The organism is Streptomyces mobaraensis (genome assembly GCF_020099395.1).
GTDB lineage: Bacteria > Actinomycetota > Actinomycetes > Streptomycetales > Streptomycetaceae > Streptomyces.
The window spans coordinates 5,558,274-5,580,779 of record NZ_CP083590.1 but is presented as its reverse complement, the minus strand read 5'-3'; the positions used below and the strand labels follow the sequence as shown (position 1 = coordinate 5,580,779).

22 protein-coding genes and 1 riboswitch are annotated in these 22,506 nt (G+C 74.9%); of the genes, 15 read left to right on the top strand and 7 right to left on the bottom strand.

Features of this window, described 5'->3' with window-relative positions:
* Positions 1-9: 9 nt before the first annotated feature.
* Positions 10-510, bottom strand: coding sequence for an SAV_6107 family HEPN domain-containing protein (locus K7I03_RS24620; RefSeq protein ID WP_185945209.1), 501 nt, complete (start codon positions 508-510; stop codon positions 10-12).
* 228 nt (positions 511-738) lie between these two features.
* On the opposite strand from K7I03_RS24620, the gene K7I03_RS24615 reads away from it, so the two are divergent.
* The 5 genes from K7I03_RS24615 (at position 739) to K7I03_RS24595 (ending at position 6,570) form a co-directional block, all read left to right on the top strand.
* Positions 739-1,452, top strand: a complete 714-nt coding sequence (locus tag K7I03_RS24615) for an ATP-binding cassette domain-containing protein (protein WP_185945210.1) — start codon at positions 739-741, stop codon at positions 1,450-1,452.
* Positions 1,424-3,559, top strand: a complete 2,136-nt coding sequence (locus K7I03_RS24610; RefSeq protein ID WP_185945211.1) for a YhgE/Pip domain-containing protein — start codon at positions 1,424-1,426, stop codon at positions 3,557-3,559. Before K7I03_RS24615 ends, K7I03_RS24610 begins: the two co-directional genes overlap by 29 nt.
* 62 nt (positions 3,560-3,621) lie before the next feature.
* Positions 3,622-4,236, top strand: a complete 615-nt coding sequence (locus K7I03_RS24605; protein WP_185945212.1) for a TetR/AcrR family transcriptional regulator — start codon at positions 3,622-3,624, stop codon at positions 4,234-4,236.
* Between the two features lie 203 nt (positions 4,237-4,439).
* Positions 4,440-5,054 carry a DUF4126 domain-containing protein gene (locus tag K7I03_RS24600; protein ID WP_185945213.1) on the top strand — a complete coding sequence of 205 codons (615 nt, stop codon included), beginning with the start codon at positions 4,440-4,442 and terminating at the stop codon, positions 5,052-5,054.
* Between the two features lie 49 nt (positions 5,055-5,103).
* A complete protein-coding gene (locus K7I03_RS24595; RefSeq protein ID WP_185945214.1) occupies positions 5,104-6,570 on the top strand; it encodes a phytoene desaturase family protein in 1,467 nt (488 codons plus the stop codon).
* Positions 6,571-6,802: 232 nt separating this feature from the next.
* Here the strand turns inward: K7I03_RS24595 and K7I03_RS24590 are convergent, their stop codons facing one another.
* Entirely contained in the window at positions 6,803-7,699 is an 897-nt protein-coding gene (locus K7I03_RS24590; protein WP_185945215.1) for a hypothetical protein, read from the bottom strand.
* 40 nt (positions 7,700-7,739) lie between these two features.
* Positions 7,740-8,657, bottom strand: a complete 918-nt coding sequence (metF, locus tag K7I03_RS24585) for a methylenetetrahydrofolate reductase [NAD(P)H] (protein ID WP_185945216.1) — start codon at positions 8,655-8,657, stop codon at positions 7,740-7,742.
* A gap of 475 nt (positions 8,658-9,132) precedes the next feature.
* Here metF and K7I03_RS24580 point away from each other — a divergent pair, with 475 nt between their 5' ends.
* Genes K7I03_RS24580 through K7I03_RS24560 form a run of 5 tightly spaced genes read left to right on the top strand, consistent with a single transcriptional unit; the run spans position 9,133 to position 13,688 of the window.
* Positions 9,133-9,243: a keywimysin-related RiPP gene (locus tag K7I03_RS24580; protein ID WP_185945217.1), complete on the top strand. Its 111-nt coding sequence runs from the start codon at positions 9,133-9,135 to the stop codon at positions 9,241-9,243.
* Between the two features lie 24 nt (positions 9,244-9,267).
* Entirely contained in the window at positions 9,268-11,148 is a 1,881-nt protein-coding gene (locus tag K7I03_RS24575; protein ID WP_185945218.1) for a lasso peptide isopeptide bond-forming cyclase, read from the top strand.
* A gap of 58 nt (positions 11,149-11,206) precedes the next feature.
* Positions 11,207-11,461 carry a lasso peptide biosynthesis PqqD family chaperone gene (locus tag K7I03_RS24570; RefSeq protein ID WP_185945219.1) on the top strand — a complete coding sequence of 85 codons (255 nt, stop codon included), beginning with the start codon at positions 11,207-11,209 and terminating at the stop codon, positions 11,459-11,461.
* Positions 11,458-11,904, top strand: a complete 447-nt coding sequence (locus K7I03_RS24565) for a lasso peptide biosynthesis B2 protein (protein WP_185945220.1) — start codon at positions 11,458-11,460, stop codon at positions 11,902-11,904. Before K7I03_RS24570 ends, K7I03_RS24565 begins: the two co-directional genes overlap by 4 nt.
* Positions 11,901-13,688 (top strand): ABC transporter ATP-binding protein, encoded by a 1,788-nt coding sequence (locus K7I03_RS24560; RefSeq protein WP_185945221.1) that lies wholly within the window; start codon positions 11,901-11,903, stop codon positions 13,686-13,688. Before K7I03_RS24565 ends, K7I03_RS24560 begins: the two co-directional genes overlap by 4 nt.
* A 7-nt stretch (positions 13,689-13,695) precedes the next feature.
* On the opposite strand, the gene K7I03_RS24555 is transcribed toward K7I03_RS24560, so the two are convergent.
* The 4 genes from K7I03_RS24555 to K7I03_RS24540 form a co-directional block, all read right to left on the bottom strand.
* Positions 13,696-14,184, bottom strand: a complete 489-nt coding sequence (locus K7I03_RS24555; protein ID WP_185945222.1) for a hypothetical protein — start codon at positions 14,182-14,184, stop codon at positions 13,696-13,698.
* 69 nt (positions 14,185-14,253) lie between these two features.
* A complete protein-coding gene (thiE, locus tag K7I03_RS24550; RefSeq protein ID WP_185945223.1) occupies positions 14,254-14,931 on the bottom strand; it encodes a thiamine phosphate synthase in 678 nt (225 codons plus the stop codon).
* Between the two features lie 78 nt (positions 14,932-15,009).
* A complete protein-coding gene (locus K7I03_RS24545) occupies positions 15,010-15,375 on the bottom strand; it encodes a helix-turn-helix domain-containing protein (protein WP_185945224.1) in 366 nt (121 codons plus the stop codon).
* A 292-nt stretch (positions 15,376-15,667) separates the two neighbouring features.
* On the bottom strand, positions 15,668-16,930 hold the full coding sequence (locus K7I03_RS24540) for an NAD(P)/FAD-dependent oxidoreductase (RefSeq protein WP_185945225.1): 1,263 nt from the start codon (positions 16,928-16,930) through the stop codon (positions 15,668-15,670).
* Between the two features lie 143 nt (positions 16,931-17,073).
* A riboswitch (TPP riboswitch) is annotated at positions 17,074-17,186 on the top strand.
* Here K7I03_RS24540 and thiO point away from each other — a divergent pair.
* The 5 genes from thiO to K7I03_RS24515 all read left to right on the top strand — a co-directional run bounded on the left by thiO (position 17,184) and on the right by K7I03_RS24515 (position 22,469).
* Complete coding sequence (gene thiO / locus K7I03_RS24535; protein WP_185945226.1) at positions 17,184-18,383, top strand: glycine oxidase ThiO; 1,200 nt, start codon at positions 17,184-17,186, stop codon at positions 18,381-18,383. It overlaps the preceding riboswitch by 3 nt.
* Positions 18,380-18,601 carry a sulfur carrier protein ThiS gene (gene thiS, locus K7I03_RS24530; protein ID WP_185945227.1) on the top strand — a complete coding sequence of 74 codons (222 nt, stop codon included), beginning with the start codon at positions 18,380-18,382 and terminating at the stop codon, positions 18,599-18,601. The genes thiO and thiS overlap by 4 nt, the downstream gene beginning before the upstream one ends.
* A 1-nt stretch (position 18,602) precedes the next feature.
* Positions 18,603-19,406, top strand: coding sequence for a thiazole synthase (locus K7I03_RS24525; RefSeq protein ID WP_185945228.1), 804 nt, complete (start codon positions 18,603-18,605; stop codon positions 19,404-19,406).
* 205 nt (positions 19,407-19,611) lie between these two features.
* A complete protein-coding gene (gene pknB / locus K7I03_RS24520) occupies positions 19,612-21,576 on the top strand; it encodes a Stk1 family PASTA domain-containing Ser/Thr kinase (RefSeq protein WP_185945229.1) in 1,965 nt (654 codons plus the stop codon).
* Positions 21,576-22,469: a deoxyribonuclease IV gene (locus tag K7I03_RS24515; RefSeq protein WP_224347202.1), complete on the top strand. Its 894-nt coding sequence runs from the start codon at positions 21,576-21,578 to the stop codon at positions 22,467-22,469. Before pknB ends, K7I03_RS24515 begins: the two co-directional genes overlap by 1 nt.
* Positions 22,470-22,506 lie beyond the last annotated feature (37 nt).

Sequence of the window (22,506 nt, the reverse complement as noted above, 5' to 3'; positions counted from 1 at the left end):
ACCCGCCGCTCACCCCACCCCGCCGCGGCCGGGGGCCGGTTGTGCGGGGAGCCGGGGCTGGTGGACCAGCCCCCGTTCGACGAGCCGCAGGAACGTCGCCGCCGCGCGCAGCAGCTCGTCGGCCTCCCGCTCGTCCGCCGCCGACGCTATGCCGGCCTCGGCCCGCGCCCGGCGGGCGGCGCCGGCGGCGAAGAGGGCGCTCCACTCGGCGAGTTCGGGCACCGCCTCGGGGAGGATCTCCCAGGCGCTGCGGATCCGGTGCCGCCGGCGGGCCGTGGTCTCCGGCCGGCCCCGCGCGGCGAGCACGGCTGCGGCGGTGCGCAGTGCGGCGAGGTGGGCGGTGGCGAACCGCTCGTGCGGGGCGTCGAGGGCGGCGGCCTCCACCAGGGCCTGCCGGGCCTGGGCGAGGTGCTCGGCGACGGCGGGCGGGGCGGTGGCGCGGGCGGGCGGGGGCACGTCCCACACGCCCGTGCCCGGGGAAAGGCGGACGTCGCTCCTGCTGCGGGCCATGACGAACCTCCTCCGTCGGGGCGGTGCGGGCCGGACGCCCGTACCACCGTCTGCCCTTATCGTCCTGCACCCCACTGACAATCGCCCTGACCTGCAAGGACTTTGGGCATGCGACCCCGGCGACGGGGCAAAGGAGGGGTGCGCCATACTTTTTGCACTGACTGGTCAGTGCAAGTGCAGGACGCTCACGGAAGCCGCACCACCGCCACGTCACCTGGAGGCCGTCGCATGGACCGCACCTCGCTCGGGGCCGCCGTCACGGCCCGCGGACTCGGCGTCGCCGGGCCCCGCGGCTGGACGTTCCGCGCCGTGGACGTGACCGCCGCCCCCGGCGACCTCGTCGCCGTCGAAGGCCCGTCCGGCTCGGGCCGTACCTGTCTTCTGCTCACGCTCACCGGAAGAATGCGCCCCACCGCCGGGACGGCCGAGGTCGGCGGCCTGCCGCTGCCCCGGCGGATGGCCGCGGTCCGCCGGGTCACGGCGCTCGCCCAGGTCGCCGGCGTCTGCGAGCCGGAGGGCGCGCTGAGCGTCGGGGAGCACGTACGGGAACGGGTGCTGCTGCGCCCGCTGACGGAGCGCCGGGCGAAGGCCGCCGAGCGCGCCGAGGCCGCCCTGGCCGCCGTCGGCCTCGACCTGGACGCGCTGCCCGCCGGCCCCCGCACCCTCGCCCGCGACCTGGACCGGCCGGAGTCGCTGCGGCTGTCCCTCGCCCTGGCCCTGATCGGCGGCCCGCGCCTGATCGCCGTCGACGACGCCGATCTCAAGCTGGACCCGGCCGGACGCGCGGACGCCTGGGCGCTGCTGCGGTCCGTCGCGGCGTCCGGCCCCACTGTCCTCGCCGTCTGCGCCGAGGCGCCCGAGGACGCCGACGCCGTCGTCACGACCGTCCCCGCGCACGGGAAGGAGACGGCCGATGCGTTCGCCGAGGCTGGCCGCGCTTGAGCTCAGGAAGTTCGGCAGGGGCGCCCTGCCGCGTGCCGCGCTCGTCGCGCTGCTGCTCCTGCCGCTGCTCTACGGAGCCCTGTACCTCTGGTCGTTCTGGGACCCCTACGGGCGGCTCGACAAGGTGCCCGTGGCGCTGGTGAACGCCGACCGGGGCGCCACCGTGGACGGCAAGCGGCTCACCGCCGGCGACTCCATCGTCGACGGCCTGCGCGACAGCAAGACGTTCCGGTGGCGGGAGACCAGTGCCGCCGAGGCCCGGAAGGGCCTTGAGGACGGCACGTACTACCTGTCGCTCACCATCCCCGCCGACTTCAGCCGCCGGGTCGCCTCCAGCGCGGGCGACTCCCCGGAGACCGGGGCGCTCCAGGTCCGGACGAACGACGCCAACAACTACATCGTCGGATCCATCTCCCGCACGGTCTTCTCCGAGGTCCGGGCCGCCGCCTCGCGCAAGGCGTCCCGGACCTTCTACGACCGGATCTTCGTCTCGTTCTCGACCCTGCACGGGAAGACCCAGGAGGCCGCCGAGGGCGCGGACAAACTGGGCGACGGCATCGGCACCGCCCGCAAGGGGGCCGGCGACCTCAAGGACGGCCTGGCCAAGGCCGCGGAGGGCAGCGGGCGGCTGCGGAAGGGCGTCGGCGAACTGTACGGCGGCGCCGGGAAGCTGGACGACGCCTCCGGGCAACTCGCCGACGGCGCGGGCAAGGTGGCGGCCGGCACCCGCGAGCTCGCCGACCGGGTCAACGGCGCGGCGACGAGCCCGGACGCCCGCTATGTGAAGGAGCACGCACGCGAGATCGGCGAGGACGCCCGCAAGGTGGCCGCCGAGGCGCGGACGCTCCGCCGGCACCTGGACGACCTGCCGTCCGCCGCCACCACCGCGAAGCTCGCCCGGGGCAGCGCGGCCGGCGCCGAGGTGCTCGGCGACTCGTACGCCGAGCTCTGCGAACGGGCCGCCGAGCCCCCGGCGTTCTGCCCGAAGCTGCGCAAGGCGCTGTTCGCCGCCCGGCAGTCCGCCCTGGGCGCCCGCGAGCTCGACACCCTCATGCAGAACCGGAACGGCGAACTCGACGCGTTCCCCGCCAAACTGGACGCCCTCCGCTCCGGCGCCGAGAAGCTGCGCGACAAGGCGCCCACGCTGGCGTCCGAGATCGACGCGGCCGTCCGGGACGTCAACGCCCTGGACTCCGGCGCCCACCGCGTCGCCGACGGCGCGGAGAAGCTGCACGGCGGCGCCGGGAAGCTGCGCGACGGCCTCGGCACCGCGCGGACGGGCGCCGCCGGCCTCGACGACGGGCTCGGGAAGCTGCGCGACGGCGCCGACAAGCTCCAGGGCGGCATGGTCAAGCTCTCCGACGGCTCGTCGAAGCTGGCCGGCGGACTGCACGACGGCGTCAGGAAGATCCCCGACTACGGCAAGGACGAGCGCGACGCCCGCACCGAGGTGATGGCCGACCCGGTCGGGCTCGCCTCCCACGCCACCCACAAGGCGCCCAACTACGGCACCGGCTTCGCCCCGTACTTCATCCCGCTCTCCCTCTGGGTCGGCGCGATGGTGGCCTACATGCTGTTCCCGCCGCTCAACCGGCGCGCCCTGGCCGCCGGCGCCCCGGCCTGGCGGACCGCCCTCGCGGGCTGGCTGCCGGTCGTCGCGGTCGGGGTGCTCCAGGCCGGCGCGCTGCTGGCCGTCCTCTGCTGGGGGCTGGGCCTGCACCTGGCGCGCGCGGCGGGCACGATCGGCTTCCTGTGCCTGACGACGGCGTCGTTCGCCGCGATCGTGCAGTGGCTTAACGCCCGCTTCGGCCCGGCCGGCCGGATCCTCGTCCTGATGCTGCTGATGCTCCAGCTGACGTCGGCGGGCGGCACCTACCCCGTACAGACCAGCCCCGGCTTCTTCAACGCCCTGCACCCCTTCCTCCCCATGAGCTACGTCGTCGACGGGCTGCGCCACCTCATCACCGGTGGCGATCCGGCGGCCGTGTGGCGGGCGTGCGCCGTGCTGGCGGCGTTCGCCGCGGGCGCCCTGGCGCTCACCGCGTGGACGGCCCGGCGCCGGCAGGTGTGGACGGTCCGGGACCTGCACCCGGAGCTGAGCCTGTGAGGCCCGTGGGACCCGTGGGGTCCGTACCGGAGGACACGGTGCGTACAGGGAGAATCACCGGCATGGACAGCAGCAGTACGCGCCGCGGCAGAACCCGGCGCCGCCTCTTCGAGGCGGCCGTCACCCTCATCGCCGAACAGGGCTTCTCCTCCACCACCGTCGACGAGATCGCCGAACGCGCCGGGGTGGCCAAGGGCACCGTCTACTACAACTTCGCGAGCAAGACGGTCCTCTTCGAGGAGCTCCTGCGGGACGGCATCGAGCTGCTGACCGTCTCCCTGCGGCAGGCCGCCGACGCCACGGCGGCCCGCGGCGGCGGCCGGGTGGACGCGCTCGACGCGATGGTGCGCGCGGGCCTGGACTTCATCGCCCGCTACCCGGCGCTGATGCAGCTGTACGTCGCGGAGCTGTGGCGCACCAACCGGGCCTGGCAGTCGACGCTGATGCAGGTGCGGCAGAAGGCGATCGCCGTGATCGAGGGGGTGCTGGCGGAGGCCGTCGCCGAGGGCGAGCTGAGCCCGGAGATCGACGTTCCGCTGACCGCGTCGGCGCTGTTCGGAATGGTGCTCGTGGCCGCGCTGGACTGGCAGTCGTTCCAGCCGGAGCGGTCGGTGGAGGACGTGCACGCGGCGCTGTCCCGGCTGCTGCAGGGGCGCGTGGGCGGGCACGCCTGCTAGCCGGCGGCCCGAGGGGGCGCGTCCCGCGCGCGGCGCCCGTTCCGCCGCCCCGTGCCGGCGGTGCGGGCGCCGCGCTCCCCCACGGCCCCCACTCTTCCGCCCGCCGGGGCGGGGGCTCATCCGTACCGCTACTCACCCCGTACTCAACCGGCGGCCTCCGGAGGCGTCCGGCGGGCTGAGTACGTCCGCCTACGATCGTCCCCATGTCCGTACTCCCCATGGTGTTCACCAGCGGCTGGGCGAGCGGGATCAACGCCTACGCGGTGGTCCTGCTGCTCGGCCTGTTCGGCAGGGGCGGCATCGGCGGCGACGTGCCCGAGGCGCTGCAGCGCCCCGAGGTGCTGATCGTCGCCGGTGTGCTGTTCCTCTGCGAGGCCGTCGCCGACAAGGTCCCCTACGTGGACACGGTGTGGGACGCCGTCCACACGCTGGTCCGGCCCGCCTGCGGGGCGATGGTCGGGGCGCTGCTGGCCGGGCAGAGCGGCGGCTCGCTCTCCGAGGTGGCCTACGGGGCAGTGGGCGGGACGACGGCGCTGGTGATGCACCTGGTGAAGATGAGCACGCGGATGGCGGTCAACACCTCGCCGGAGCCGCTGAGCAACATCCTGCTGAGCGCCGCGGAGGACCTGGGCGTCGCCGCCCTCGTGGTCTTCGCCCTGTTCCACCCGGCCGTCGCGGCGGGCATCGCCGGGACACTGCTGGTCCTGGGGATCGGGACGGTGGTGATCCTGTGGCGCCGGGTACGGGCGTTCCGGCAGCGGCGCAGGGAGCGGAAGGCGGCGCGGCGGGAGGGGCGTACGGCGGAGGCGTCGGCGTAGGACGAGGCGGGCCCCGGCGGCGATTCCGGTTCCGGATAGGGTCGGCCGCATGGCACGAATTGCGGTGATCGGCGCCGGCATGGGCGCCATGGCGGCAGCCGCCCGGCTGGCCGTCGCCGGCCACACGGTGACGGTGTACGAGCGCGGCGAGACGTACGGCGGGGGCGTCGGGCGGTTCGCCCGGGACGGCTTCGTCTTCGACACGGGACCGCAGCTGCTGCACCTCCCGGCCGTCTACCGCGACCTCTTCGTCAAGACCGGCAAGGAGTCCCTGGAGCAGAGCGTCGGCCTCACCCAGGTGGACCCGGCGAGCGCCCACCTCTTCGCCGACGGTACGGCGTTCGCACTGCCCAACGCCTCGCGCGCCGGCGTCGTCCGGGCGCTGGACGAGGCGGTGGGCGCGGGCGCCGGCGAGCGCTGGAGCGAGCTGGTCAACCGGGCCCGGGAGGCGTGGGACGCGACGCGGCGCCCGCTCCTGGAGGAGCCGCTGAGCCCCGACCCGGCGGAGCGGGCGGCCCTGGCCCGCGACCCGTACCCGGCGCGGCGCGGCCTCTTCCGGCGGAGCGCGCCGGCCACCCTGGCGGCCGTCGCCGACCGCGAGCTGCGCGATCCCCGGCTCGCCGCCCTGCTGGAGAGCCACGCGCTGGCCCACGGCCTCGACCCGCGCACCGCCCCGGCGAGCGCGACCGTCCTGCCCTACCTGGAACAGACCTTCGGCAGCTGGTACGTGGCCGGCGGGCTGCGCGGCCTCGCCGACGCGCTGCACCGGCGGTGCGTGGCCCGGCGGGTGGAGTTCCGGTTCGGCGCCGAGGTGGCCGGCGTGGTCGAGAAGGACGGCCGCGCGGCGGGCGTCCGGCTCGCGGACGGGACGGTCGAGGAGACGGCGTTCGTCGTCACGGGCGCCCCGGATCCGGCCGCGGCACCCCTGTCCCCCGGCCGGTTCACCGTCCTCCTCGCCCTGCGCGGGGGCCGGCCGGCGGGGGTGGCACACCGCACGGTCGTGCACGCGCCGTCGCGGGAGCGGGAGTTGGCGGGCGTCTTCGACGCGGCGGGCCCCGGTTCCGGTTACGTGCCGACCGTCACCGTCCTCCGGCCCGACGATCCGGCCGTCCGGCCCGACGACGGGCACGAGGCGGTCACGCTGACCGCGACGGTCGCTCCGCACGGCCGGGTGGACTGGGGGGACGCGGGGGTTGTCGCCGCGTTCGCCGACCGGATGCTGTCGGCCGCCGAGGCGGCCGTTCCCGGGGTGGCGGAGCGGGTGGTGTGGCGGGAGGTGCGGACGCCGTCGGATACGGCGGTGGTTACGGGGGCTCCGGGTGGGGGGGTGCCTGCGCCTGCGTTGAGTGGGGGTGGCGGTGCTTTCCTGTTCCCCCCGAACAGTGGGGAGTTGACCGGGTTGTACCGGGTGGGTGGGTTTGCCCATCCGGGGGGTGGGCTGGCCCATGCGGGGATGTCGGGGGCGTTGGTGGCGGGGCTGATCGTGGAGGGGGAAGGGTTTCGGGGTTCGCAGTGAGGGTGCCCCGGTCCCGCCCTTTCACCGTTTCCTGGGGGCAAGCCCCCAGACCCCCTTTTCGCGGCTCCGCCGCTCGTCCTCAAACTCCCCCAGAGGGGGTACCCCCAACGGGCTGAATATCAGCCCGGTACCCCCTCTGGGGGAGTTTGAGGACAACCGCGCGGAGCGCGGTTGCAGGGGGTGCGGGGGCGCCCCCGCAAGAAACGGTGAAAGGGCGGGACCGGGGCACCCCTCAATACCCGTACCCCTGCGGCGGAGCCGGCGGCGGCGGAGCCTGCCCGTCGCCACCCCCCTGCCGCTGCTGCGGCACCCACACCCCACCCGGCGGGGTGTCCATGTCGTACTGCCCGTACTGCCCGTACTGCTGACCCTGCGGCTGCTGGCCGTACTGCTGCGGATACGCGCCCTGCTGCCCGTACGCGTCATACGGCTGCTCGTACCCCTGCGACGGCTGCACGCCGGCCCCGGCCCCGGCCCCGATGTACGGATCGGAGTACGCGGGGTACTGCTCCTGGGCCTGGCCGTAGTCGTAACCGCCGCCGCCGAACACGGAAGCCGCGTCCCCGACGGCCGGGAAGGCCGCCGTGTCGCCCGGCCCCGACCCCGCCGGACCCGCCGGCCCGGGCACCCCGTGCTCGTCGGTGGGCTGCTGAGGCACCGTCGGCATCATGGTCGTCGCGGCTCCGGCCTCCGCCGCCGTCAGCCGCTTTCGGCCGGCGCCCGGGGTGCCGGGGGCGGGAGGGGCGTCGGAAGCGGCCGGCTCGGCGGTCGCGCCGCGCTCGGGACGGCCGCGCCGGCGCCCGCCGCGGGAGGCGGAACGAGCAGCGGAACGGGAACCGGAAGCGGACGAGGCCGGCCCGGCCTCGTCCCGGCCCTTGCGCCGCAGCGCCCAGCCCGCAGAGAAGCCGCGCCGGAACGACAGCGTGACGTAGACCTGGCCGATCGCGAACGCCACGGCGCCGACGGCGATGACGGCCACGGACGGGATGACGACGCCGGCCACCACCCCGAGGAAGCCGGTGAACGCGAGCAGCCGCCACCGCAGTCGGGCCTTGTGCTGAAACAGCACTTCGCCGAGCAGCCACAGCCCGACGACGCCGAACGCGATGTAGAGGACCGTCCAGCCCATGAATCGCCCCTCCAGTCCGGCCGCCGCGACCGGCGGGCCGTCAGGACCGCTGGTGCAGTCCCAGGTTCTCGTAGATTTCCAAGGTGGCCGTGGAGTGGTTCAGGGTAATGAAGTGCAGCCCCGGGGTCTCCTCGGCCATCAACCGGGCACACAGCTCCGTCGCGTACTCGATCCCGATCGAGCGTACAGCCGCCGGATCGTCCTCCACCGCCCGGATCCGCTCGGCGAGGTCCGCGGGGAAGGCGGCGTTGCTGAGCTGCGCGAATCGTTCGATCTGCCGGACGTTGGTGAGGGGCATGATCTCGGGGATGATCGGGGTCTCGCAGCCGGCGGCGTGGACGCGGTCGCGGAGCCGCAGGTAGTCGTCGGCGTGGAAGAACATCTGGGTGATGGCGAAGTCGGCGCCCGCCCGGCACTTGTCGACGAAGTGGCGGACGTCGGTGTCCCAGTCGGTGGAGCGCGGGTGCATCTCGGGGAAGGCCGCGACGCCCACGCAGAAGTCGCCGGACTCCTTGATGAGCCGCACCAGTTCGACGGCGTAGTGCAGTCCCTGGGGGTGACGCACCCACTCCCCGGTGGGGTCGCCGGGCGGGTCGCCGCGCAGGGCGAGCATGTTGCGGATGCCGACGTCCGCGTACTGGCCGATGACGTTGCGCAGTTCGGCCACGGAGTGGTTGACGGCGGTGAGGTGGGCGACGGGGGTGAGGGTGGTGTCGGTCGCGATGCGCTCGGTCGCCCGTACGGTGCCCTCGCGGGAGGAGCCGCCGGCGCCGTAGGTCACGGAGACGAAGGTCGGCGCGACCGCTTCGATCCGCCGGATGGCGTTCCAGAGCGTCCGCTCCCCCTTCTCGGTCCTCGGGGCGGCGAATTCGAAGGAGTACGAACGCTCGCCGGACGCGAGCAGGTCACGCACGGTGCGGGCGTGATCCGTCCTGGTGGAGGCAGTGCCTAGGGCCATACCGGTCAAGTTAACCAGCGCGGCGACGATCTTCCCAAGTGGTGTCCACGATCTGGCCGTTTCCCGGCCCCGGGTGTCCGGTACACCCTTCCCCGAACCCTCCCCAAACACCGACTTTCCGGATTTTCCCGGACCGGCGAGTAGGATTCCGGATTCCTGTCCAGACGAATTCCCGTCCGCCCTTCGAAGAAAATACCCTGCGGGAATGACTCGCGAAGCCGCATCCGCTTTCCCTTTCTTTCACAGCCGACGAATCCCGTCCCGCTGACCGGCCCACCGGCCACTCCGCACTCCCGATTCGGCCATGATTATCTGACTTGAAATACGATGAATCGTTTTGGCATGCCTAGTATGGCCATACGCCCTGCGGTCGAACCGGACACCGACCCGCTGCCGGGGCACCTCTCCCCAGGGCAGCGCGGCCGGCCGGACGGATTTCGGGGCGAAAAAGGGTACTCCCATCAAAGGAGACGTCATGAAGAAGACGTACGAAGCTCCCACCCTGGTCAAGCGCGGCACCTTCCGGGCCAAGACCGGTCTGCTCCGGACCAACGGAAACGACCGTCTGATCCTCAGCAAGAACTGACGACGGCCGGAGACAGAGGGCTGAATGCCTACGCCTCGCGAGGCGGGGGGAGCGGGCCCGGGCGCCGCGTCCTTCGTGGTCCTTCCGGACTGCGACGACGCGCTCACCGCGGCCCGCTCCTTCATCCGCCGGAATCCCCAGGACACCCGGGACACCCAGGACACCCACGGAACCCGGGACACCCGGGAAACCCGGACCATCCCCCACCCCTCCGGCCGGCCCTGGATCACCGGCCGCTGGCACGACCGGGACGTCACCGCCGTCCGCACCGGCCGGGCCGCCCTGGCGGTGATCGGCTGCTGCCCCGTCCGGCCCGAGGAGCTCCGCCGGCGGGCGGACGCGCTGCGCGACCTCACCGCCCTGGACGCCCTGGCCCGCGCCCTGCCCGGCAGCTTCCACCTGGTGGCCGCGCTGGACGGAGCCGTCCGCGTCCAGGGCACGGCGTCCGGCCTGCGGCCCGTCTTCCGGGCCACCGTCGGCGGCGTCGAGGTGGCCGCGAGCGACGCCCTGTCGCTCGCCCGCGCCCTGGGCTCCGCGCCCGACGAGGAGGAGCTGGCCGTACGGCTGCTGTGGCCGGTCCCGTACCCCCTCTTCACCACCTCCCTGTGGCGGGGCGTCACCGCCGTCCCCGCCGAGGACGCCCTGTACGTGTCCCGCGACGGGCGGTCGGCCCGCCAGTCCCGCTGGTGGACGCCGCCCGAGCCGGTGCGGTCGATGACCGGCGGCGCGCCCCTCGTCCGGCAGGCCCTCGTCGACGCCGTGGCGGCCCGCACCCACCGGGGCTCCACGGTCAGCTGCGACCTGTCCGGCGGGCTGGACTCCACCTCCGTCTGCTTCCTGGCCGCGGCGTCCCCGGCCCGCGTCATCGCGAGCACCTGGCCGGGGCGCGACCCCGCCGACACCGACCTGGCCTGGGCCCGGCGCGCCGCACGCCACCTCCCGGACGTCGAGCACGTGGTGTGGGACGCGGACGAGTCCCCGCTCGTCTACACCGACCTGCTGGACATCGACGCGCCGATGGACGAGCCGACCATCGGCGTCATGGACCGGGCCCGGGCGCTGCACCACCTGCCGGAGCTCGCCCGCCGCGGCAGTTCCGTGCATCTGACGGGGATCGGCGGCGACCACGTGGCCTGGTGTTCGGAGGGCTACTACCACCGGCTGCTGCGGACGCGCCCGTGGTGCGCGGTGCGGCAGCTGCGCGGTTTCCGCACCCTCTACCAGTGGCCGCTCGCGCCGGCCGTGCGCACCCTCGCCGACTCCCGCTCCTTCGGCCGCTGGCTGGCCGGCACGGCGGCGCGGCTGCGCGACCCGCTCCCGCCCGGCGTGGAGGGGGCGCTGGGCTGGGGCACCGCGCCCCGGCTGTTCCCCTGGGTCACCCCCGAGGCCGCCGACGCGGCCCGGCGGGCCCTGCTCCGGGCCGCCGCGACCGCCGAGCCGCTGCACCCCGACCGCGGGCTCCACCAGGACCTGGAGCAGATCCGGATCTGCACCCGGATCGTCCGCCAGTGGGACCTGATGGCCGCCAGGGCGGGGCTGCCGATGGCGTCGCCGTTCTTCGACGACCGGGTGGTCGAGGCGTTCCTGGCCGTCGACCCGCGCGACCGCGTCACCCCCTGGGCGTACAAGCCGCTGCTGGCGGCGGCGATACGCGGGATCGTCCCGGACGCCTGCCTGGCCCGCACCGACAAGGCGCACGCCTCGATGGACGCCTCGAACGGGCTGCGGGAGCACCGGGGCGACCTGGTGAAGCTCTGGGAGGACTCGTCCCTGGCCCGGCTGGGTCTGGTCGACGCCGGCGCCCTGACCGCCCTCGCCCAGCGGCCCGCCACGCCCGGCCTGGGCGACGCGATCCTCTACTCCACGATCGGCTGCGAGGTGTGGCTGCGGACCCTCGCCCGCTGACCGGCCCACCGGATCGACCGCGGACGACGGCGTCCGCAAGACAGGAAGGGAAGGCTCCATGGCACTGCGGTTCGCCCCGGACGTCGCCACCGCGGAGACCGAGTACGGCACGGTCCTGCTCGACCAGCGCAAGGGCCGCTACTGGGAGCTCAACCCCACCGGGACGCTCGTCGTCCGCACCCTGCTGGACGGCGGCGGGGAGGCGGACGCGGTGGAGGCGCTCGTCGGCGCGTTCGCCGTGGACCGGCGGCGGGCCGCCGCGGACGTCGCCGCGCTGGTCGCGCTGTTGCGGGACGCGGGGCTGGCGGCATGACCACGCCGAGCGCCCTGGTCCGGCCGTCGGACGTGCCGTTCCGCCGGCGGCTGGCCGCCCGGCTCGCCCTGGCCGTCGCCTTCCCGCTCGTCCTGCTGCCGCCCCACCGGCTCCGCGCGGTCCTCGCCGTGCTCCGCCGGGGCGCCGTCCCCGCCTCGTACGAGCGGTCCCGCGCGGCGCGGCGGGCGGTGTGCGCGGCCAGCCTGTACTGCGCGGGGCCGCGCGGCTGTCTGCCGCGCTCGATCGGCACGGCCCTGTTGTGCCGGTTCGGCGGCTGCTGGCCGACGTGGTGCACGGGGGTGCGCAAGGTGCCGCCGTTCAGCGCGCACGCCTGGGTGGAGGCGGAGGGGCGGCCGGTGGACGAGGGGGTTCCGGACGACTACTTCAGCCGGCTGCTCGCCGTGGCCCCCGCCCCGGCGGCCTGGAAGCGACGGCTGCCGTGACGCCGGCCGTCACCGGACGGCGGCGCGGTCCGGGCGCGGTCCGCACGGTGTTCCGGCTCACCGCCGGCCACCGCGCGGCGCTGGCCACCGCCATCGTCCTCACCCTGGTGGCGTCGGCGCTGGGGCTGGCGCAGCCGCTGCTCGCCCAGCGGATCGTGGACGCGAGCACGGGCGGCCGGCCGCTGTGGCCGCTGCTGTTCCTGGCCGCGCTGTTCGTCGCCGAGGCCGGCACGGCGGCGGTGGGCCGCTTCCTCCAGGAGCGGATGGGCGAGGGCGTCGTCCGCGGGCTGCGCCACAGCCTGGTCGGCCGGCTGCTGCGGCTGGAGATGCGGGAGTACGAGCACCACCGGACCGGCGACCTCGTCTCCCGGGTCACCGTCGACACCACCGTCCTGCGCGAGGTCCTCTCCCGGGCGCTGGTGGACCTGGTCACCGGTTCGCTGGCGTCGGCGGGGGCGGTGGCGCTGATGCTCTGGCTCGACCCGCTGCTGCTGCTCCTGGTCACCCTCACGGTGGCGGCGGCGGCCGCGGTGGTGATGTGCGTCCTCGCCGGGCTCCGTACGGCCTCGGAGCGGACGCAGCACGCCGTCGGCGCCGTCGCGGCCGAACTCGAACGGGCCCTGGGCGCCGTGCCGATGGTCCGGGCACACCGGGCGGAGCGGCGGGAGGCCGCCAGGATCGGGGAGCGGGTGGACGCGGCGTACGGCGCGGGGGTGCGCACCGCGCGGCTGGCGGCGGTGATGAGCCCGGCGGTCGAACTGGCCGTGCACGGCTCGTTCCTGCTCGTCCTGGTGATCGGCGGACTGCGGGTGGACGGGCGCACCCACAGCCTCGGCGACCTGGTCGCCTTCCTGCTGTACGCCAGTTATCTGGTGGTGCCGCTGTCGTCGGTGTTCCATGCGGCGGGGCTGGTACAGCGGGGGGTGGGGGCGCTCGGGCGGGTGGAGGAGGCGCTGGCGCTTCCGGTGGAACCGGCGGAGGCGGAGGAAGCGGAGGTCCCGGAACCGGCCCCACCCGCGCCCTCCCCCACCCCGTCCGCCCCCTCCGCCCCACCCGTCCTGGCCCTGGAGAACGTCCGGTTCGGCTACCGCCCCGGACGGCCGGTGCTGCGCGGGATCTCGCTGGAGGTGCCGCCGCACCGGCAGGTCGCGCTGGTGGGCAGGTCGGGGGCGGGGAAGAGCACGGTCTTCGCGCTGGCCGCCCGTTTCTACGAACCGGACGCCGGCCGGCTGCTGTTCGACGGCCGCCCGGCCACCCGGATGACCCGCGCCGAGTGCCGGGCGCGCATCGCCGTCGTCGATCAGAACACCCACGTCGTCCACGGCTCCCTGTGGGACAACATCACCTACGCGGCTCCGGGGGCGAGCCGGGCCGAGGTGCGGCGGGTGGTCGGACTCGCCCGGCTGGACGAGGTGGTGGACCGGCTGCCGGGCGGGCTCGACGGGCCGGTCGGCGAGCGGGGCGCCACGCTCTCGGGCGGCGAGCGCCAGCGGGTCGCCCTGGCCCGGGCGCTGCTCACGCGCCCCGCGCTGCTGTTGCTGGACGAGCCGACGTCCCAGCTCGACGCGGTCAACGAGCTGGCGCTGGGGCGGGTGATGCGCGAGATCACCGAGGAGTGCGCGCTGCTGGTGATCGCCCACCGGCTGTCCACCGTGCAGAACGCCGACCGCATCGTCGTCCTGCGGGAGGGCCGGGCCATCGCCTCCGGCCGGCACGAGGACCTGCTGGCCGGCTGTGCCGCCTACCGCGAGCTGGCGGCGGCACAGATGCTGCGGACGGGCTGAGGCGGGGTCAGCCGCCGAGCTTGGGCAGGCCGGGCAGCTTGGCACCGCCGCTCTGCCGCGCGAAGGTCTCCTTCGGCCCGCCCTCCCAGAAGACGACCATGGAGGTGGCGTCGGACTTCTCGATGAGTCCCCTCGTGCGCTTGTCGCCGCCGTCCGAGCACGTGAGCGTGAGGGACTTCCCGCTGACGGTGCCGGAGCAGGTGCGCTTGCCGCCGTCGGACGCCAGGGCCGCCTGCCCGGCAACGATCGTCAGGGCGACCGGTCCCTCGGCGGACTGCGCCAGGTAGGCGCCCCCGGGAGAGCTGATGAGCTTGTCCTCGGACCCGTCGCCCTTCGCGCCCTCGCCGTCCTGGCCCGGAGCGGCGGACCGTCCCGCCGACTGCTCCGGCTTGGCGTCGGCCTTCTTGCCGTCCTTGTCGTCGCTCCCGCTGGAGCACCCCGTCATCAGCACAGCGGCGATGAGCGCCGCCCCCGTGATCTGTGCCGCCTTGCGCACTGCCCGTTCTCCTTCGCCGTGTTCCACGTCAGCGCCCATTGGACGCGAACACGACAACCTACCGGAGGATCAGTCGCGTTCCCGGATCCGGCGGGCCAGGCGGGCCGCGGCGTCACCGGGGTCGTCGGCCTCGGTGAGGGCGCGGACGACGACGACGCGCCGGGCTCCGGCGTCCAGGACCTCGTCCAGGTTGCTCTCGTCGATGCCGCCGATGGCGAACCAGGGCCGCTCGGGCCGCAGCGCGGCGGTGTGCCGCACCAGGGACAGGCCGGGCGCGGAGCGGCCGGGCTTGGTGGGGGTGGGCCAGCAGGGGCCGGTGCAGAAGTAGTCCACGCCCGGTTCGCGCATCGCCGCCTCGGCCTCGGCCTCGCTGTGCGTGGAGCGGCCGATCAGTACGTCGTCGCCGAGGATGGCGCGCGCGGCGGGCACGGGGAGATCGCCCTGGCCCAGGTGCAGGACGTCGGAGCGGATGGCGTGGGCGACGTCGGCGCGGTCGTTCACCGCGAGCAGCCGGCCGTGCCGGCGGGCGGCGTCGGCCAGGACGGCCAGGTGCTCCAGCTCCTCACCGGCCTCCATGCCCTTGTCGCGGAGCTGCACGACGTCCACACCGCCGGCGAGGACCGCGTCCAGGAACTCCGGCAGGTCGCCCTGGCGCCTGCGCGCGTCGGTGCACAGGTACAGCCGGGCGCCCGCGAGGGCCTCCCGGGCCGTCGGGGCGTGCGGGAGCGTACGGGCGGTGGCGGACATCGGGTTTCCCCCCGGGGTCGGCGGTGCGCGGACGGGACGGGCCCGCCCGCGCACCGCGGGCTGTTCACTGCGGAACGGTCAGACGGCGAGCGCCTGGGCGCGCCGCTTCACCTCCGTGCCGCGATTCTCCCGCAGCGCCTGCGCGGGCGTGCCCGGCAGGGTGGGGTCCGGAGTGAACAGCCACTCCAGCATCTCCTCGTCGGTGAACCCGTCGTCCTTGAGCAGCGTCAGGGTGCCGGCCAGGCCCTTCACCACCTTGCCCTCGCCGATGAAGGCGGCGGGCACCTGGAGCACCCGGTTCTCCCCGCGGCGCACGGCGATCAGCTGGCCCTCCTTCACCAACTGCCGTACGCGCGTCACCTCCACGTCGAGCATCTCGGCGATGTCGGGGAGGGTGAGCCACTCGGAAACGAGGGCATCGGTCTTCGTGTCAATCTCGGTCACGGGACAAGCGTGCCATCCTGCGGGGCCACCTGGTAGCCGGGGACACCCGGGCGTGCTTTTCGGCTGGCGCCGGGGGGGGTGCCCCGGTCCCGCCCTTTCGCCGTTTCCTGGGGCTGCGCCCCAGACCCCCTTGTCGCGGCTTCGCCGCTCGTCCTCAAACGCCGGACGGGCTGATATTCAGCCCGTCCGGCGTTTGAGGACAGCGCCCGGAGGGCGCTTCGGGGGTCTGGGGGCTGGCCCCCAGGAAACGGCGAATGGGGGTGCCCCCTCTGGGGGAGGGACCGGGGCACCCTCACCCCACCGCCGACTTCAGCGGCACCGCCGGATCCATGACCCGCGCCCGGTCCACGACCGCGGACCTCTCGATCAGCTTCCGCCCCTGCGCCAGATCCCGCGGCCGCCCCACCGCCAGCACCGCGACCAGCACACCGCCCCGCAGCCAGCACACCGTCCACGCGGCCCCCGCCGGGTCCCCCCGCCACACCAGCTCGTCAGCGGCCGCGTGATGCCCCGCGTACTGCACGAACCGCCCGAACTGCTCGGACCAGAAGTAGGGCACCGGGTCGTAGACCGGCCCCTCGGCCGGCCCGTGCACGATGTTCGCGGCGACGGTCTTCGGCCCCTGGAGGGCGTTGTCCCAGTGGTGGACGAGGAGCCGTTCGCCGTACCGCGCGGAGGGGAAGGAGGCGCAGTCCCCGACCGCGTACACGTCCGGGACGGACGTCCGCAGCCGGTCGTCGGTGACGACGGACCGGTCGGCCGCGAGCTCGACGCCCGAGCCGGCGAGCCAGCCGGTGGCGGGCCGCGCGCCGATGCCGACGACGACGGCGTCGGCGGTCAGCCGGGTGCCGTCGGCCAGCAGCACGGCGCCCGGCTCCAGGGCGGCCACCCGGGCGCCGGTGAGCAGCCGGGCGCCGCTCTGCTCGTACCAGCCGGCCATGTGCGCGGCGACCTCGGCGGGCAGCGCGCCGGCGAGCGGGCGGTCGGCGGCCTCGACGACGGTCACCCGGCAGCCGGCCTCGCGGGCGGCGGTGGCGAACTCGGCGCCGATCCAGCCGGCGCCGACGGCGACCACGTCGCCCTTCCGTTCCAGCAGCGGCCGCAGCCGCTCCGCGTCGTCCAGGGTGCGCAGCAGGTGGACGCCGGGCAGGTCCTCGGCGCCGGGCAGCCGGACCGGCTCGGCGCCGGTGGCCACCACCAGGACGTCGTATGGGACGGGGCCGCGCGGCGTGTCCACCTCGTGGTCGGCGGCGCGCAGCCCGGTGACCTCCAGGCCGAGTGCGAGCTCGATGTCGAGCGAGGCGAAGTCGACCTCGAACGCGGACCCGTCCGCCTTGCCGAGCAGCACCGACTTGGACAGCGGCGGCCGGTCATAGGGCGGGTGGGGTTCGGCGCCCAGCAGGGTGATCGTGCCCTCCCAGCCCTGTTCGCGGAGGGCGACGGCGGTCTGCACGCCGGCCATGCCGGCGCCGACGACGACGACGCGCCGCCGCACCGTGCCTCCCACCGGCTCGTCGGGGGCCGTACCACTGCGGGTGTTCGTCTGCTCACTCACCCGATCACTGTAGGCGGGCGGACGAGGTCCGCCGGAGCACCGTGCGGCGAGACCTCCGACACAACACCACCGCGCCGCGCGCCCCCGGGGCGGTCCCCGCCGCCTTCCGCCGCGTTCGCGGCCCGTACTAGGGTGGCCGGTGCACAAGCACTCGCGGGAGCCCGGACGGACCGGGCTGAGAGGGAGGCTGGACGGCCTCCGACCGTACGAACCTGATCCGGGTCATGCCGGCGAAGGGAGGGGCTGGACGCCCATGCACGCGTCTACGCGATCAGCACCGGGACCGTACGACGTCCTGGTGGCCGGCGGTGGGATCATCGGCCTGGTGACCGCCTGGCGCGCCGCCCAGCGCGGCCTGCGAACCGCCGTCGCCGACCCGGCGCCCGGTGGCGGGGCCGCCCTGGTGGCGGCCGGGATGCTGGCCGCCGTCACCGAACTGCACTACGGCGAGCAGGCGCTGCTCGCCCTCAACCTGGCCTCCGCCCGCCGCTACCCCGCGTTCACGGCCGAGCTGGAGGAGGCGAGCGGCCGGGACACCGGCTACCGCGCCTGCGGCACCCTCGCCGTCGCCCTCGACGCCGACGACCGCGCCCACCTGCGTGAACTCGGCGCGTTCCAGCGGCGCTGCGGGCTGGAGGCGGAGTGGCTGACCGGCCGCGAGTGCCGCCGCCTGGAGCCGATGCTCGCCCCGGGCGTCCAGGGCGGCCTGCGGGTGGACGGCGACCACCAGACCGACCCCCGGCGGCTGGCCGCCGCCCTGCTGACCGCCTGCGAACGCGCCGGGGTGACCCTGCACCGCGCGGCCGTCACCCGGGTGCTGCTCGACGGCGACCGGGCCGCGGGCGCCGAACTCGCCGACGGGCGGCGGATCGCCGCCGGCCAGACCGTCCTGGCGGCCGGCAGCCACAGCGGCCGGATGGCCGGGCTGCCCGACGCCGTCCTGCCACCGGTCCGCCCGGTGAAGGGCCAGACCCTGCGGCTGCGCGTCCCCGAGGCGTACCGGCCGTTCCTCTCCCGCACCGTCCGGGCGGTCGTCCGCGGCAACCCCGTCTACCTGGTGCCCCGGGAGAACGGCGAGCTGGTGATCGGCGCGACCACCGAGGAGCTCGGCTGGGACACCACCGTCACCGCCGGCGGCGTCTACGAACTGCTGCGCGACGCGCACGAGCTGGTGCCCGGCCTCACCGAACTGCCGCTCGCCGAGACCTCCGCCGGGCTGCGCCCCGGCTCCCCCGACAACGCGCCCCTCCTCGGCCCGACCGGCCTGCCGGGCCTGCACCTGGCCACCGGCCACCACCGCAACGGCGTCCTGCTGACCCCGCTCACCGGGGACGTCATGGCCGAGGTGCTCACCACCGGGCGGCTGCCCGAGGAGGCCCGCCCGTTCACCCCCCGCCGGTTCGCCGCGTCCGGCGCCGCCCCTTCCGCCCTCGCCCAGGAGCCCTCCGCATGACCGACGTCCACACCATCCACGTCAACGGCGAGCGGCGCGCCGTCCCGCCCGGGACCACCCTCGCCACCGTCGTCACCGGCCTCACCGGCCGCCCCGGCTCCCCGGGCGGCGTGGCCGCGGCCGTCAACGAGGCCGTCGTCCCGCGCGGCAGCTGGGCGGACACGCCCCTGCGCGACGGCGACCGCGTCGAGGTCCTCACCGCGGTGCAGGGAGGCTGACGTGGCGGACGACACGCTCACCATCGCCGGCACCCCGTTCACCTCCCGCCTGATCATGGGAACGGGCGGGGCGCCCAGCCTCGACGTCCTGGAACGGGCCCTGCTCGCCTCCGGCACCGAACTGACCACCGTCGCCATGCGCCGCCTCGACCCGGCGGTCCGCGGCTCGGTCCTCTCCGTCCTGGAACGGCACGGCATCCGGGTGCTGCCCAACACCGCCGGCTGCTTCACCGCCGGCGAGGCCGTCCTCACCGCCCGGCTGGCCCGCGAGGCGCTCGGCACCGACTGGGTGAAGCTGGAGGTCATCGCCGACGAGCGCACCCTCCTCCCCGACCCGATCGAGCTCCTCGACGCGGCCGAGATCCTCGTCGACGACGGCTTCACCGTCCTCCCCTACACCAACGACGACCCGGTCCTCGCCCGCCGCCTGGAAGACGTCGGCTGCGCCGCGATCATGCCCCTCGGCTCCCCCATCGGCTCCGGCCTCGGCATCCGCAACCCGCACAACTTCCAGCTCATCACCGAGCGGGCCAAGGTCCCCGTCATCCTGGACGCGGGCGCCGGCACGGCGTCGGACGCGGCCCTCGCCATGGAGCTCGGCTGCGCGGCGGTGATGCTCGCGTCGGCGGTGACGCGCGCCCAGGAGCCGGTGCTGATGGCGGAGGCGATGCGCCACGCGGTCGAGGCGGGGCGCCTCGCGCACCGGGCGGGACGGATCCCGCGCCGGCACTTCGCGGAGGCATCGTCGCCGACGGCGGGGTTGGCGCTCCTGGACCCGGAGCGGCCGGCTTTCAGCGCGCGCTGAAACCGCGCTCCGCGCGGTTGTCCTCAGACGCCGGACGGGCTGATTTTCAGCCCGTCCGGCGTCTGAGGACGAGCGGCGAAGCCGCGAAAAAGGGGGTCTGGGGCGCAGCCCCAGGAATCGGCGAAGGGGCGGGACCGGGGCACACACCACCGTCCGGCCCCACAACCGCACAGCTCCCCGCCGATCACTCGTAGACTCGTCAACCGTGGATACGACCCTGCCGGACCCCCTCGTCGACCAGCTGCTCGACGGCCGCTACCGCATTCAGGCGCGGGTAGCCGCAGGCGGCATGGCCACGGTGTACCGGGCGCTGGACACCCGGCTCGACCGGGTGCTCGCCGTGAAGGTGATGCACCCGGCCCTCGCCGCGGACAAGGTCTTCGTCGAACGCTTCATCCGGGAGGCCAAGTCCGCGGCCCGCCTGGACCACCCGAACGTGGTGAGCGTCTACGACCAGGGGACGGACGGCGGATACGTCTACCTCGCGATGGAGTACGTGGCCGGCTGCACCCTGCGGGACGTGCTGCGCGAGCGGGGCGCGCTCCAGCCGAGGGCGGCGCTGGACATCGTGGAGCCGGTGCTGGCCGCGCTGGGCGCCGCCCACCGCGCGGGCCTGGTGCACCGGGACATGAAGCCGGAGAACGTGCTGATCGGCGACGACGGCCGGGTCAAGGTCGCCGACTTCGGCCTGGCCCGCACCGTGGGCACCAACAGCGCCACCAACACCGGCTCCATCCTGGGCACCGTCTCCTATCTGGCCCCCGAGCAGATCGAGCACGGCACGGCGGACACCCGCACCGACGTCTACGCCTGCGGCGTCGTCCTCTACGAGATGCTCACCGGCGTCAAGCCGCACAGCGGCGCCAGCCCGGCCCAGGTGCTCTACCAGCACCTGCACCGGGACGTGCCGCCGCCGTCGCAGGAGGTCCCGGGGCTGGCCCCGGAGCTGGACGACCTGGTGACGGTGGCCACGGCCCGCGATCCGGAGCTGCGCCCGTCGGACGCGGTCGGCATGCTGGGCCTGGTCCGGGCCGCCCGCGCCACACTGACCCGCGAGCAGCTGGACGCCCGTCCGCCGCTGGCCGCGGGCCCGGCGGTGGCGGGCGACGACGAGGAGGCGACGAGCGTCCTGCCGCGCCCGGTCACCGCGCAGCCGCTGCCCCCGGCGGAGGCTCCTGAGCCGGACCCGATGGACATGACGGCGCGGTTCGACGGCCCGCCCGAGCCCCCGCCGCCGCCCGCTCCCCCGGCCCGCCCCCGGCGGTTCGCCGCCCTGCGGCGCCGGCCGCGGCGCGCGGTGCTGATCGTGGCCGGCGTGCTGCTGGCCCTGCTGGCCGGCACGGGCGTCTGGTACATCAACGCGGGCCAGTTCACCTCCGTCCCCGCCGTACTCGACCTGACCCAGGCGCAGGCGGAGAAGAAGCTGGGCAAGGCCGGGCTCAAGGTCCGCGTCCAGCCCGAGTTCAGCGACACGGTCGAGCGCGGCCATGTGATGTCCACCGACCCCAAGCCCGGCGAGCGCATCCGGAACACCGGCCGGGTGAGCATCGTCGTCTCCCGCGGCCCGGAGCGGGCCGAGGTCCCCAACGTCGTCGGCATGCGGCTGGACGAGGCGAAGAAACGGATCACCCAGGCGGGCCTGACGGTCGGCGACGTCCGGACGCAGTTCAGCGACGAGACCCCGCAGGGCGAGGTGCTCTCCAGCGACCCCCGCGGCGGCGACGAGCGCCGCCCCGACTCCCCGGTGTCCCTGATCGTCAGCAAGGGCGAGCCGGTGGAGGTGCCGGACGTGTCCGGCCTGTCGCCCGACGACGCCCAGTCCACCCTGAGCGACGCGGGCCTGCGGATCAAGGTCTCGGACGCGCAGGTGTACTCCGACCGGGAGAAGGGCGACGTCGCCGAGCAGTCCCCCGCCCGGGGCGTGCAGGTGGCCAAGGGCGACACCGTGACCGTCACCCTGTCCAAGGGCAAGGAGATGCTCACCGTCCCGGACGTCACCGGCCGCAGCGAGGCCGACGCCAAGCGGATCCTGACCTCCGCCGGCTTCCAGGTCCGGGTGGACCGGCCGTTCTTCTTCCCCAAGGACTCCGTGGACAGCCAGTCCGTCCGGGCCGGCGACAAGGCCGCCCGCGGCGACACGATCACCATCCGCCTTAAGGGAGCCCTGTGATGTCCGGCGCTGTGATGTCCGGCGCTGTGCCGGCGGGCATACCCCGCAACCCCGTCGGCGGCCACATCCCGGTGGCCGGCGGCCTGGCCCGCACCGGCCTGCCCTACGCCCGCGAGATCGGCGCCGAAGCCGTACAGGTCTTCGTCGCCAACCCGCGCGGCTGGGCGACCCCGCCCGGCAGCCCGCGGCAGGACGAGGAGTTCCGCGCGGGCTGTACGGAGGCCGGGCTGCCGGTGTACGTCCACGCGCCCTACCTGATCAACTTCGGATCCCACACGGAGGCGACCGCCGAACGCTCCGTGGACTCCCTCCGCCACTCCCTCCGCCGGGGCCGGCAGATCGGCGCCCGCGGCGTCGTCGTCCACACCGGCTCCGCCACCGGCGGCCGCCCGCGCGCCGAGGCCCTGACGCAGGTGGGCGAACGCCTGCTCCCGCTCCTCGACGAGCTGACGCACGACGACGACCCCCGCCTCCTCCTGGAGCCGACGGCCGGCCAGGGCGCGTCCCTCTGCTCCTGGATCGCCGACCTGGGCCCCTACTTCGACGTCCTCGACCGGCACCCGAAGCTCGGCGTCTGCCTCGACACGTGCCACTTGTTCGCGGCCGGCCACGATCTCGCCGCTCCCGGCGGGATGAAGGCGGCTCTCGACGAACTGGTCGCCGTGGCGGGGCCGGGGCGGCTCGGCCTGATCCACGCGAACGACTCGAAGGATGTGGCCGGGGCGCACAAGGATCGGCACGAGAACATCGGCTCGGGGCATATCGGGGTGACCCCGTTCGCCGACCTGTTCACTCACCCGGAGACGGCGGGGGTGCCGCTGACGATCGAGACGCCTGGCGGCGTCGCGGGGCATGCGGCGGATGTGGCGCGGCTGAAGGGGTTGCGGGGCTGACGCCCCGCGGGGGCCCCGGTCCCTCCCCCAGAGGGGG